Consider the following 13,282-nt stretch of genomic DNA (forward strand, 5'->3'; position numbering starts at 1 on the left):
GAGGGATAAGATGAATATCGGAATCACAGGAGGTGCCGGCTTCATTGGCGCCGCCCTCGCCCTCCGGCTCCAGCAGCATCATACCGTCCATGTCCTTGATGCCTTTACGGACTACTATGATGTCCAATTGAAAGAAGAACGGGCAGTTGCATTAAGACGTGCCGGCGTTACCGTGACGATAGGTGACGTTCATCACGATCTCGACACCTGGATGGAGACATCGTTCGACGCTGTCTTCCATCTCGCAGCTCTTCCAGGTGTTCCGCGTTCGCTCGAAGAACCGCATCACTATATTCGTGAGGACATCGATATGACGGTGACCTTGTTAGAAGCCGCAAAAAGACATGGCATGCCGCATGTCTTTTTCGCGTCTTCTTCTTCCGTTTATGGGGAACAGACCGGGCCGCTGAAAGAGGAACAGGCAACGGGACACGTCGCCAGTCCTTACGCGGCAGCCAAGTATAGTGCCGAAAGCTTTTGCCATGCTTATGCTCATTTATATGATGTAAACGTGACATTATTTCGCTTCTTTACGGTCTATGGTCCATCGGGGCGTCCCGATATGGCGCTGTTTCGATTCATCGAACAGGCATTGCGCGGAGAGGCACTCACCGTCTTCGGTGATCCGATCCGTGACTTCACGTATATCGATGACATCACCCGCGGAATGGAACAGGCGTTGCTAGCTCGTGCAGTCGGGACGTATAACCTCGGCGCGAATCAGCCGGTCTCCGTCCGCACGCTAGCTGAACGGATCGGTCAACGGTTCGATGTTCCCGTGCATACTCAGGCTGCACGGCGCGGGGACGTGACGATGACATGGAGTGATACGACGGCGGCACAGGAAGCCTTCGGTTACCAACCGTCAATCGAGATTGATGTTGGACTGGAGCAGGTGATCGCGTGGCATCAAAACCGCTAATCCGAACGTTTCTGTACCTGACGCTTACCGGGCTTGTCATCTTTTTACTGCTCCGTTTTTTCTTGGAGTTACCGGTCTCTTATCGGTATATCGAAGCTTTATTCAAGAGTCCCTGGACGATCCTTGCGACCTTGACGTATGCGATTGCCTTTTATTTACGGGCGGTCGCCTGGCGCCGCGCTGACTCAAAACGTGCACCGACCGCTGTATACCTGTCGAGCCTGTATCTCGGACTGACGATCAATCACCTCTCACCAGTCAAACTGGGAGAGATGATCCGACTCGTGACGGCGAGAGCTGTCGGAAGTCCCTGGAAGCAGACGAGCGCGATCTTCGTCTTACAACGAAGTATTGACTTGATCGTTCTGTGTACCTTCATTTTGATCGGTTGGTTGTTTCATCCGATCGTTTTGCTCGTTGTGCTCCTTGCCACCGCGTTATTGCTCGTGTTACGTCGACATGTCCCGCATCTCCCATCGCTCGTCCTGTTCGGAACGTTCGCTTGGGCCGTCGAGGCACTCGCCGTCTTCCTCCTCTTGCAAGGAGCAGGTGTCGATGTGTCCTTTCCAACGACATTGATCGCCATGAGTGCCGGTGTCCTGTCCGGTGTGATCCAGTTCACGCCGGGTGGACTCGGTACGTACGAACTCGCGATGGGTACAGTGTTACGGCAAGCCGGTGTTGCCCATGCGTACGACGTTGCCTTGATGACGCACTTCTTTAAATATGCCTTTGCTTTTCTTATTCCGCTGTACGTTTTAACGCGGCATCCGGCTACGCTTCGGTTGTTGGTTCGTCAGCTCAAATACACTGATTGGAAAGGAGGAAGACGATGAAAAGTGCTTCTCGCTTTGAAAAAGTCGCAGCACGCGCCTGGAACTTACTCAATGAAGGAAAACCCTTCACACCCATTTTTACGATCGGCGTCTTCTTGACGTACGCCTTATGGACGCAGATGCCACTCGCAGAAGCTGGTCTTGGTTTCATCGTGACGCTTCCTTTATTCATCTTGCTTTGGCGTTATGACTTTCCGTTATTTTTACGAAACTACCTCTGGATTCCAGTCATCGTTTGGCTGTTCCTTCGGGGTACGAATGTGGATTATTTGCCTTTATTCGCCTATGGTGCGGGTCTCTATTTCTTCTTCACCGTCTTTTTCTGGGGAACGATCTATTATCATCTCCGAATCGGAACACGTTGGACGAATTTCACGCGTTTTTGGAAACTCGTCTTGAAGAATAGCGATTCAACGAGTGGTAACGCACAAGAGCAATTGCCTAAGGTTGCCCTGTTGCTCATGTACTGGTGGACGGCAAGTGACGCATCGTCGCTCGACATGACATTCGTCTGGTTCCCACTCGGACTGTTCGTCTTTGCATGGATCCTACATCACTATCTGTTCGACTGGAAACCGAAATTGCCCGAGGCAATGACGGCAGATGCCAATCTTCCGACTTCAGAAAAAGTTTACGTCCTGATTGTCGACGGGATGCGTAAAGATCGCTACATGGCAGCAAACACGCCGTTTCTCGAACGATTGCGTCAGGAAGGAACGGAATATACGAATATGGAGACTGTCTACCCTGCCCGGACTGTCGTCTGCTTCAGTTCGATGTTCACGGGTGCTCGCCCGGAAGATCACGGCATTCATTCGAACATGGTCTGGAACACGACCGGCGTTAAAACAGATACCGTCTTCGACCGTCTCCGTGCCGTCGATAAATCAGGAAAAATCCTTGGCATCGCACACCTTGTCGATGCGTTCGGTTCAACCGACGTACGGACCGTCACGGCGGTCATGCATAACGATGTCGCGGATCGAAATATCGTAGAACGTGCTAAACAAATCGTTCATGAAGAGGATCCGGATTTACTGGCGATCCAGCTGATCGGAACGGATCAAACGGGACATAGTCGAGGCACCCTCTATTCCGAGTATGTCGAAAAAATCGAGGAAGCGGATGCGCTCCTTGCCGAGTTTTGTGAGGAACTCGATCGCCTTGGTAAACTCGAGGATGCGACACTCATCGTCATGGCGGATCACGGTCAAGCGGACGGGATCGGTGGACACGGTCACTTGGATGAAGGCGAACGGTTCGTTCCGTTCTGGATGTATGGTAAGAACGTTCATGCTGGTCTGAAAGTGGATACGCACCGCCATATCTTGTCACTCGGACCAACGATCACAAAAGTCCTAGGGGCAGACATCCCGTACGATAGCCGTGGTGTGCTGTTGACAGAAGCGTTCAAGGAGGCGAAGTCTAAATGAAGATCATCGTCTTTTTACCGGCCCACAATGAGGAAGTGTCACTCCCGCTCGTCTTAAAACGAATCCCGGATATGATTGACGGCATTCCCGTCGAGATCCTCGTCATCGACGATGGCTCAGTGGATACGACGAGTACGATCGCGCGTCAACACGGCGCACATGTCTATCGGTTCGAGCAGAATCAAGGACTCGGCGCTGCAGTCCGGGAAGGACTCCGCCAGTCCTACGAACTCGGCGCTGATGTTGCTGTCATGATTGATGCCGATAACGAATATCCGGCCGATCAAATTCCGGATATCGTCCGACCGATCTTACACGATCAAGCCGACTACGTATTCGGTTCCCGCTTCCTCGGTACCGTAGACGGGATGCGGCTCTATCGCTATATCGGTAATCATGTCTTCACGTGGTTGCAATGCCTTTTATTGAAACGTAAAATCCATGATGGTCAAAGTGGAATGCGTGCTTTTTCACGCGCAGCGTGTCACCATGCTGAGATCATTCACGATTATAACTATGCCCAAGTCTTAACTCTCAATCTCGTCCGAAAAGGCTTCCGCCTTCACGAAGTCCCGATCCGTTATCGGGTCCGGGAAGCAGGAAAGTCTTTTATCCGTCTGAATTATGTCCAACGTGTCCTCCCAGCGATTTACCGGGAGTGGCGACGACCGATCACACAGCTTAGCGTTGAAGAACGCATGGAACGAAAGGAGCACCTCGGATGAAACGCCTTCTCTTGCTACCGCTCCTCCTACTCTCACTGTTCGTGAGCACTTCCACGGTTTCTGCTTATAGTTACGGAGACCCAGGAAAGGAAGCTTTTGCGGAAGCGTATAAACAATTTGAAGAACAACTCGATGCCAAGGATTATGCGCTTGCGAAAGAGACGCTTGCCGCCTATGATAAAGAATTCAAACTGTATTTCCCTGAAGCGAAAGCGAAGATCGACACGGCTCTCGAACAAGAAGATGCCGAGGCTGCAAAGCAAGCGTATCGTGTCGCTCTCCGTCAAAATATCGAACGTCGCCTGCACTTTGCTGAAGAGCAGTTCGAGGACTTCGGTCAAGCGAAACTCTTACTCGCGAAAGCCCGTGGCACGTATGATGTGCTCGCACCTTACGTAAAGGAAAGCAAGGATGCACAAACATCCGATGACGTGTATACTGCATTTGATGAATCATTAAAGGCACTCGGAAATCCTGGTCTGTTTGGGGTCGGGAAAAAAGCGAGTGATGAAGAATCCTTCAAGAAAAACATTACGATGATCGAAGATACGTTGACGCCTCTTTTCGTCCTGCCGGGTGAAGAAAAAACAGGCGTCTTCACGGAAGAAGACTCCTTCCTCGGTCAAACGTTCGGAACGGACGCGATTTGGAAATTGATTGCGCTCGGACTCGTCGTTGTACTCATCGTAATCGTCGTCATTGGTCAATGGAAGAAGAAACGCCGCTCATAAGGAGGAAGACAGATGGATTTTCAAGCGTTTTTGATTACACTTCGGGAGTGTCTCGAGGCTGTTCTCATCGTTGGGTTGATCTTAGGTTATCTCGATCGATTGAACGCTCCACAATATAAAAAGTGGGTCTACGCAGGTGTCGGGTTGGCACTTCTCGCTAGCCTTGGTGTCGCGTTCCTGTTCCAAGTCGTCTTTACGAGTTTTGCGAGCTTCGGAAGCGATACGTATCTCCGTCTCGGCATCATGATGGTCTCCGTCCTGCTCTTGACACACATGGTCCTCTGGATGGGGAAGGAAGCGAAAGAGAATCAAAAAGCCTCCCAAGCGAAGGTCGCCGCTGCCGTCTCGACGGGTAGTGCCATCACGATGATCATCCACTCCTTCCTCGTCATCGTTCGAGAAGGAATTGAGACAGTCTTCTTCTTCGCTGCCATCTCAGGTGGGGAAATCGAAAAAGTCCTGACGAGTTACGGTGCGGTTTCCGGTCTGTTACTCGCCTTGATCTTCGGATACTTATTCGTTTCCGGCTCAATGAAGATTCCCGTCAAACGCTTCTTCCAAGTAACGGGCGTATTGATTCTCTTCATCGCAGCCGGCATGCTCGTCCAAACGATCGGACGCTTCCAAGATCTTGGTTTGCTCGGTAGTCTCTTGATGAATGCTGACGGCACACCAGCTGCTGTGTATAACATCGTCGGCTTCATGCCGGAGCACTACATCGATCAGGTGCAATACTTGCGCGATACCGGGAATTCGACGTTGATCAGCGGACAGATCGGAACGTTCATGGGCGCGATGTTCGGATACAGCCATAACCCATCGCTCGAACAAGTCGTCGCTTGGTGGGGCTATTTCGCCTTTGCTGGTTGGATGTTGCTCCGTCAAAACAAACCATCGAAGTCATCGAAGTCCTTACAGGAGGTTTCTTGACCGTCCGAAGCGATCGTTCACGTCCGCGTGGACGATCGCTTTTTTGGATCACGTTGCTATTCATCGGTGGCTGGATCAGTTTGCGGATTGCCTACGTCAGTCCATTCATCGCGAGCTACGATATCGCGAACTTCACGCTCGCTGTGACTGATTATGATTTGGCTGATTTACGCCCGCATTTTCCGGGTTATCCTTTTTTCATCTTATTTGCCAATCTGTTTCTGCCACTGATGATACCTGTCAAAGCACTTGGACTCGTCTCCACATTAGGACTGGCAAGTGCCCTCTTGCCACTCTATTGGCTGTTCCGCCGTCATGCGTATGATACGACGCGGCTGATCGCTACCTTTACCGTTCTCTCCACTGCCTCACTCGTGACGTTCGCTGCAACCGGGATGTCAGATGGACTCGCCCTCGGACTACTCGTCTGGTACGGCTGGAGCATCGAACGCGCCCGACATCAGATTCGTCGCTGGCTTCCGTATCTTCTGTTCGGTTTACTGATGGCGACTCGACTGTCCTATGCGCCGTTTGGTTTTATGTTGCTTGTCTTGCTGTGGCAAGTACGAAAGGATTACTGGCAACTCTTATCCGAATGTGCGCTCCTTGTTCTGGCGCAACTGGCTTGGTTGCTCCCGGTCGCCTTTTCCGTCGGTGGACCCTATTCGTTTCTTCAACTGTCACTCCGTTTCGTCAGCGGTCATTTTTCCGATTGGGGTGGTTCTGCTCAGACCGATGATGCATCCATCCTCCAACGATTCGTTCAAACACTTCAGCAACTCTTCTGGCATGGGATCGGTTATGGCACGTGGATTGGACTAGTGTCTGGACTGCTGCTGTTTTTACGGAAACGTTGGACAGTCGATGTCGCTTGGGGAGCGACGGCTGGACTCTATTTCGTCTGGGTCTGGCTCGGACAAAACATCGATAAACCCCGTCATGTCTTACCGCTTGTCCTATTGCTACTCATCTGGTTGATCCGTCAGCTTCCGTTACAGATGTATCTACCATTTTTAGTCGTTCAGTTGACGATCGGTAGCCTCGCGTTGAACGATCAAGCCACGCGTCCCCCGGCGACGATTGAACTGGCGCGTTACGTAGCGACTCTTCCAATCGGCGCGACAGTCTTTACCGACGAGGAAGCTCGCCAATTCCAGTCCGAACGACCGGATGCCGCGATCGTTCCGATCGGATCAATCAGTAAATGGAACGCAGAACCAAAATCCGATCAGAGTTACGTGACCGGTCGATTGCTCGAGCGCTTCCACGCTCAAGGCGTGCGACCAAACGTCAAACAAATCGTTCGCTTCACGAGTGATGCCCGCTACGAACCGGAAGACGCGCAAGCGATGCTGTATCAACTAACGCCTTGATGACACAACTGCATGCATACGAAAAACCATGTCGATTCCCGAATGACACCGTGGGGATCGACATGGTTTTTTTCATTGCTGCGTATCGTAACGACGTTCCATATAATCAAAGGTACCGCCGCTAATTTCAATCGTCCGAATCGGTTCGAAGCCGAGACGACGATACAGTCGCTGTGCCCCGGCATTCGTTTGATCAGCGTTTAAGGTGAACGCTTGTAGTCCTCGTTTTTCCCCTTCTTCCGCTGCTGCCTGCAATAGTTCTGTTCCAATTCCTTTTCCACCATGACGCGCGTCAACCGATAAAGTATCCAGGTAATAGACTGGACCTTCCGTCTCGACATCAATCTGGACATCGCGACCCGTCCAGCGCTTCAGTTGTGCTTTGATCGGTTCGTCGAGTTGTTCCGCATCCGTCCCGGCATACGCAATGACGATTCCCGCTACTTCACCCTCGATGATTTTCACGAGGATGTTCTCATGGCTCAGTCGGTTTCCTGTTTCAGCGACAAAGTACGCGAGTCTCTCTAAAACTTCCTCCCGCTTTGTCGTTCCCGTCAATGTCTCAGCAATCTCATGAATCGCTTGCTCAATCAACGGGGCAATCTGTTGTGCTTCAGAAGCATATGCTTGTCGAATCATCTAGTCGTTCTCCTTTGAATTTTTCTAATCAATAAACCTGAAAAATCGGACTCGACGATGTCGAATCCGATACATGATTTTTTTAGACATTCATCCGTTTCACTGCGTGACTTTTTGAACGACAGGTACCGGTACGATGACAGGCTCCCGTGTCATGACAGCAACGACACGTCCAGCGATTGCTACAGCCAGTAACGTATATAACGTTAAACTGAGCGGCAGATAGACGAGTGAGATGATTAACACGATGGCATCGAGTCCGAACAAGATTGTTCCGATCGATAGACCTGTCAGTTTGCTGAGTCCCATCGATAGCAAATCGTCTCCACCTGTTGCCGCTCCACTTTTCAAAACAAGTCCGAGACCATATCCGGTCACGATTCCGCTAGCAATCGCTGCGATGAGCGTCGCTGGCCAAGCTTGTTCTGGAAAGTGGAACAAATCAAGTCGGTGCCACATTTCATAAAAGACTGATAACGCACCTGCTGAAAGTAACGCTTCACTGACAAAGCGTTTTCCTTTGAAATACAAAGCACCAATGAAAAATGGAATATCGAGCACGATCATCGAAATTGAAGGATTGATATCAAAAAAGTATCGACCTAGCAACGATAATCCGATGAAGCCGCCTTCTGCTAATCCGAACTGTTCATTCAATGTGTAGTAACCAAACGCCATGATGAGCGTTCCGGTTAAGATGGTTGCGATTCGTTTCATGTTTTATTGTCCTCTCCCGTTTACATCGTGGGAGAGGTTTTATACGTCCCGTTTGGGTATTCATCTATTTTCGCTCTCCCTGATTTTTATAAGCCATTACCGTCTGTTCGTTATGACCGGTACTGCTAAAAATCAGGTAAGCTGAATAGATGATTGGTCCTCTCGGTATCCATCGGTTTCCACCCCTTCATTAAAAATCTACTTTCATTATAACCCGAATTTCAGTAACTAAAACAGTTTTACGCATTCTTCACATAATCCAAACAGTTTTGCTCACTCATTCACAATTTAGACAAGATTATGCTCAATATTGAACAAACTACTTGAAAACGATCTTGTGAAGGATTACACTAAGTATATCAAATGAATGTGATATTTATCACAAACAAAACACAAAGGAGACTTTACCCATGAAAGTAGCAGTCATCGGATGTACACACGCAGGAACAGCAGCAGTCAAAGAACTCGCTTCACAACAAGACGTCGAGATCACCGTTTATGAGCGGAATGACAATGTATCGTTTCTCTCTTGTGGAATCGCGCTTCACGTCGGTGGTGTCGTCAAACATGCGGAATCACTTTTCTACTCATCACCAAGTGAACTCGCTGAACTCGGCGCTAAGATGCGTCTGAAACATGATGTGCTTGAAATCGATAGTGAACGCCAAACGATCGTTGCGAAAAACCTCATGACTGGTGAAGTCGTTCACGATACGTACGATAAACTCATCATGACGACAGGATCATGGCCAATCATTCCGATGCTTCCTGGCATCGAGTTGAATCAAATCGAGCTTTGTAAAAACTATCACCACGCTCAAACAATCATTGAAAAAGCGACAGATGCACAACGGATCACCGTCGTTGGTGCAGGATATATCGGTGCTGAACTCGTCGAAGCGTTTGAAGCATACGGAAAAGACGTCACGTTCATCGACAGTGCGGATCGCATTCTCAACAAATACCTCGACCGCTCATTCACTGACGTCATCGAACGTGAATTGACAGACCGCGGTATTCGCCTCGAACTCGGACAAACCGTCCAAAGCTTCAAAGGAGAAAACGGTGCTGTGACACACGTCGTGACAGACAAAGGAACGTTCGAAACGGATCTCGTCATTCTCTGTGTCGGTTTCCGCCCAAGTACGGAACTCTTAAAAGGTCAAGTCGACATGCTACCGAACGGTGCCATCATCGTTGACGATTACATGCGGACGAGCAACCCGAACATCTTTGCTGCTGGTGACAGCTGTGCTGTCTATTACAATCCAGCTCGGACACATGCCTATATCCCGCTTGCAACAAATGCTGTCCGGATGGGAACATTGATCGGTAAAAACTTACGCGCACCAAAGATTCGTTACCAAGGAACACAAGGCACATCAGGTCTTCGCCTATATGATCTGAACATTGCGTCGACTGGTTTGACAGAAGAAGCGGCACCCTTGTTCGGACTTGAAGTGAGCAGCACGACGGTCACAGATGCGTATCGCCCAGAGTTCATGCCAACAGCAGAAGACGTCCAATTGAAACTCGTCTTCGAGACGGAAACTCATCGTGTCGTCGGTGCACAAATTATCTCGAAAGTGGATTTGACACAAGCGATGAATACACTTTCTGTCGCGATTCAAAATGATATGACACTTGAAGAGCTCGCTTTCGTCGACTTCTTCTTCCAACCGCACTACAACAAACCGTGGAACTTGCTGAACCAAGCAGCTCTACAAGCGATGAACGAGCGCCAATCTGCTCGTGTTTAAACGAATCACAGATAAATAAAACAAGCAACGGATCATCCGTTGCTTGTTTTCGTTTATTCTCATTCATTTTTCGTATACTTCTTGCCAGTCATGATACGGCATCGTGCCATTCACTGTTTCCATGTCAAAGCGTAACGGTGCGATCAATTCGAGCGAATTGCCATCTGGATCCTCGAAGTAGATTGCTGCGTGCGCATGTGGATGGTTATCAAGAACAAGCGGTTGATCAGCTGCCGTTACACCAAAGGCGGATCGAACGGTAATGCCCCTCTCCTTTAACCAGTCCTGTGCTTTATCGATATTTTCTTGCTCCATTCGAAACGCTACATGTCGAATCGATGGATGATACGGTAACTCGACTTGACCGGCTTTCCATAGTCCTAACCAACTCTTGCCGTGCTCGATCCAAAAGAAAGCGACGTGTTCATTTCGGAACGCACATGCAAGACCCAATTTTTCGTAAAAGACAATCGATCGTTCGAGTTCTTTGACCGGTAAATGGGCTTCATACAGTCCAGCAATCATCTTCTTCACACTCCTCTTTTTCTAGTGTAAACCATCAATTTCCAAATTTACTACCATCAGAAACGTTTAATCCGACCTGTTGAGGGAACATACAACCTATACCAAAACCAACTTTCAGGAGGAATGTTTACATGGCTGCATCGAAAAATCCGTTAACACAATACTTCAATGACGATTTTCCAAAACAATATCAGGACGCACCAGCGGTTCAAGCAAAAATGGAACCTGTTCCCGATTGTGGAGAAGAGAGTTACAAAGGCTCCGGCAAATTGATCGGCAAAAAAGCACTGATTACGGGTGGCGACTCCGGCATCGGCCGAGCAGCAGCAATCGCCTACGCTCGTGAAGGAGCCGATATCGTGCTCAACTACTTACCGGAAGAACAACAGGATGCGGAAGAGGTCAGAGCACTCGTTGAAGCAGCGGGACAAAAAGCATATCTCTTACCTGGTGATTTAAGTGATGAAGCGTTCTGTGGACAACTCGTCAAAGAAGCACACGAATCGCTCGGTGGACTCGATATTTTGGCACTTGTCGCAGGTAAACAACAAGCTGTCGAAGACATTCTCGACCTGTCGACGGAGCAATTACGAAAAACATACGAAATCAATGTCTTCTCCCTCTTCTGGGTCGTCAAAGCAGCCTTGCCACTCTTGAAGGAAGGGGCTTCGATCATCACGACGACATCCGTTCAAGGATACAACCCAAGCGCGAACCTCTTGGATTATGCATCGACGAAGTTTGCCATCAACGGGTTCACGCGTGGACTCGCTAAACAAGTCGCGCCAAAAGGAATCCGTGTCAACTCCGTCGCACCTGGTCCGATTTGGACACCGCTTCAAATCTCGGGTGGTCAACCGAGCGAGAATATTCCAGAGTTCGGACAGGAAACACCACTGAAACGCAGTGGTCAACCGGTCGAACTGTCGGATGTGTATGTCTTCCTCGCTTCAGACGCTGCGAGCTATGTCACGGCGCAAATCTATGGTGTCACAGGCGGAATCGAATTGGCATAAGGATTGAATCTCGACAGGGTAGCTTCGGCTATCCTGTTTTTGCGTGTCTTAACGGGATATCAGTTGCATCACGAGGTACCATTTAGTCTAATGAGAGTAATAACGATGAAGGAGTGAATCAGATGACTGAAAAAGAAAAAATGATTCAAGGGGAACTCTACTTAGCACAAGATCCGGAACTCGTGGCTGACCGCATCCGGGCACAATCACTCTGCTATGAGTTCAATCAATTGAGTGTCCATGATAGGGCTAAACGGAAGGCACTTCTCCAGCAATTATTCCGGACAGAGCAAGCCGACTTTTACATTGAACCGACGTTTAAATGTGATTATGGCTACAACATTACGTTAGGGGCTCGCTTTTATGCCAATTATGACTGTGTCTTGCTCGATATTTGCCCGATTACGATTGGTGACAACTGCATGTTTGCTCCAGGAGTACATATCTATACTGCGACCCATCCACTCGATCCTGTCGAGCGCAACAGCGGTTATGAATTCGGAAAACCGGTCGTCATCGGAAATAACGTCTGGATCGGTGGACGCGCGGTCATCAATCCCGGTGTGACGATCGGAGATAATGCTGTCATCGCCTCAGGAAGTGTCGTTGTCAAGGATGTACCGGCAAACAGCGTCGTCGGTGGAAATCCCGCCCGAATCATTAAAACAATCTAATTCTCATCAAATTCTAATCTGTTCCTCAGCTTCCTTTCACGTGGTCTGGTTATTCTATGTATAAGAACAACAGCCACTACTAAAGGAGGACATCATCATGACTGAAAAACGAACAGATAAAGGGAATAAACGCTTCAAAAAAGGAATCGCTACACTTGCCGTAACGGGTACAGTATTAACAGGAGCCGGCGCGTTCCTACTCTTCACAGGTCCGGGACACTCTCTCGTCAACTCGACGGTCACCACTTCACAGCAGGCAGAGCAAAAAGTCGAAGCTGCTTCGCGCCAAGTCGAACAAAAGCTTCCTGCTTCCATGCGTGACGATCAGGAAATCGAAGGTACATTACAGAAACTATCGGATCGTTCGATGACGATCGATGTCAACGGTGACACTCAGACGTATGATTTTGCTTCGTCAGTCGAACGCGAAGCCGTACAAGAAGGCGATTGGGTCAAAATCGATTTGAATGCAAATCAGCAAATCACGGAACTTGAGCGAGAAGATCAAGATGATCGGAATGACCGAGAGGACGATGGCAATCGCTCAGATGATTCATCGGATGATGCGAATGAACGGTACGGCATCCTTCGTGCCCTATCACAAAGTGAATTGACACTCGAACAAGATGGACAAGAGACAGTCTACGCGATTGCGGATCGTGCGGAACGCGACGCTGCGAAATCGGGGGATATCGTGAAAATCGAATTGAATGCAGACGGTCAAGTTCGTGAGCTTGATCGGGAAGATGACAACGAAGATCGTAATGCTACACGCGACGAAGACCGTGACGATGCACGGGAACAAGAAGTCCGCGGCACGCTCGCTAAAATAACGAATCAAGAGATCGTCATCGAACAGAATGGTGCGCAAAAATCGTACTCTCGTGCATCGAACATGGAGCAAGATGATGACGTCCGAGTCGGTGGTTCCGTTAAACTTGAGTTAAACGCGTCAGACGAAGTGACAGAAATCGATGAATGATCATTAAAGGAGGATGTTT

Annotated in this window: 14 protein-coding genes; 11 read left to right on the forward strand and 3 right to left on the reverse strand. The window is 49.3% G+C overall.

Annotated features, from left to right (window positions below):
• The first annotated feature begins 10 nt into the window (after nucleotides 1–10).
• From L985_RS15680 to L985_RS15710, 7 genes are read left to right on the forward strand one after another with little or no spacing between them, the layout of a single operon-like run.
• Nucleotides 11–922: an NAD-dependent epimerase/dehydratase family protein gene (locus L985_RS15680; RefSeq protein WP_047390740.1), complete on the forward strand. Its 912-nt coding sequence runs from the start codon at nucleotides 11–13 to the stop codon at nucleotides 920–922.
• Nucleotides 904–1,758, forward strand: a complete 855-nt coding sequence (locus L985_RS15685) for a lysylphosphatidylglycerol synthase domain-containing protein (protein WP_047390738.1) — start codon at nucleotides 904–906, stop codon at nucleotides 1,756–1,758. Before L985_RS15680 ends, L985_RS15685 begins: the two co-directional genes overlap by 19 nt.
• Complete coding sequence (locus L985_RS15690) at nucleotides 1,755–3,191, forward strand: alkaline phosphatase family protein (protein WP_029342862.1); 1,437 nt, start codon at nucleotides 1,755–1,757, stop codon at nucleotides 3,189–3,191. Before L985_RS15685 ends, L985_RS15690 begins: the two co-directional genes overlap by 4 nt.
• Entirely contained in the window at nucleotides 3,188–3,916 is a 729-nt protein-coding gene (locus L985_RS15695) for a glycosyltransferase family 2 protein (RefSeq protein ID WP_029342863.1), read from the forward strand. The genes L985_RS15690 and L985_RS15695 overlap by 4 nt, the downstream gene beginning before the upstream one ends.
• A complete protein-coding gene (locus L985_RS15700) occupies nucleotides 3,913–4,647 on the forward strand; it encodes a hypothetical protein (RefSeq protein WP_231925665.1) in 735 nt (244 codons plus the stop codon). The genes L985_RS15695 and L985_RS15700 overlap by 4 nt, the downstream gene beginning before the upstream one ends.
• A 12-nt stretch (nucleotides 4,648–4,659) precedes the next feature.
• The gene (locus L985_RS15705; protein WP_029342865.1) at nucleotides 4,660–5,577 is read left to right on the forward strand and encodes an FTR1 family iron permease; all 918 of its coding nucleotides are present in this window, start codon (nucleotides 4,660–4,662) and stop codon (nucleotides 5,575–5,577) included.
• On the forward strand, nucleotides 5,574–6,950 hold the full coding sequence (locus L985_RS15710) for a glycosyltransferase family protein (protein WP_029342866.1): 1,377 nt from the start codon (nucleotides 5,574–5,576) through the stop codon (nucleotides 6,948–6,950). Before L985_RS15705 ends, L985_RS15710 begins: the two co-directional genes overlap by 4 nt.
• Nucleotides 6,951–7,022: 72 nt before the next feature.
• On the opposite strand, the gene L985_RS15715 is transcribed toward L985_RS15710, so the two are convergent.
• A complete protein-coding gene (locus L985_RS15715) occupies nucleotides 7,023–7,589 on the reverse strand; it encodes a GNAT family N-acetyltransferase (RefSeq protein WP_029342867.1) in 567 nt (188 codons plus the stop codon).
• 99 nt (nucleotides 7,590–7,688) lie between these two features.
• The gene (locus L985_RS15720; protein ID WP_029342868.1) at nucleotides 7,689–8,306 is read right to left on the reverse strand and encodes a YitT family protein; all 618 of its coding nucleotides are present in this window, start codon (nucleotides 8,304–8,306) and stop codon (nucleotides 7,689–7,691) included.
• Nucleotides 8,307–8,716: 410 nt separating this feature from the next.
• Between L985_RS15720 and L985_RS15725 the strand changes: the two genes are divergently transcribed.
• Nucleotides 8,717–10,066 (forward strand): FAD-dependent oxidoreductase, encoded by a 1,350-nt coding sequence (locus L985_RS15725; protein ID WP_029342869.1) that lies wholly within the window; start codon nucleotides 8,717–8,719, stop codon nucleotides 10,064–10,066.
• Between the two features lie 63 nt (nucleotides 10,067–10,129).
• Here L985_RS15725 and L985_RS15730 read toward each other — a convergent pair whose 3' ends face one another.
• On the reverse strand, nucleotides 10,130–10,591 hold the full coding sequence (locus L985_RS15730) for a VOC family protein (RefSeq protein ID WP_047390734.1): 462 nt from the start codon (nucleotides 10,589–10,591) through the stop codon (nucleotides 10,130–10,132).
• A 131-nt stretch (nucleotides 10,592–10,722) separates the two neighbouring features.
• Here L985_RS15730 and L985_RS15735 point away from each other — a divergent pair, with 131 nt between their 5' ends.
• From L985_RS15735 to L985_RS15745, 3 genes are all read left to right on the forward strand, one after another.
• Nucleotides 10,723–11,607 (forward strand): SDR family oxidoreductase, encoded by an 885-nt coding sequence (locus L985_RS15735; protein WP_047390731.1) that lies wholly within the window; start codon nucleotides 10,723–10,725, stop codon nucleotides 11,605–11,607.
• 122 nt (nucleotides 11,608–11,729) lie between these two features.
• The gene (locus L985_RS15740) at nucleotides 11,730–12,281 is read left to right on the forward strand and encodes a maltose acetyltransferase domain-containing protein (protein ID WP_047390725.1); all 552 of its coding nucleotides are present in this window, start codon (nucleotides 11,730–11,732) and stop codon (nucleotides 12,279–12,281) included.
• A gap of 97 nt (nucleotides 12,282–12,378) precedes the next feature.
• Nucleotides 12,379–13,263, forward strand: a complete 885-nt coding sequence (locus L985_RS15745; RefSeq protein ID WP_029342873.1) for a hypothetical protein — start codon at nucleotides 12,379–12,381, stop codon at nucleotides 13,261–13,263.
• Nucleotides 13,264–13,282 lie beyond the last annotated feature (19 nt).

The organism is Exiguobacterium sp. ZWU0009 (assembly GCF_000798935.2).
Taxonomy (GTDB): Bacteria; Bacillota; Bacilli; order Exiguobacteriales; family Exiguobacteriaceae; genus Exiguobacterium_A; species Exiguobacterium_A acetylicum.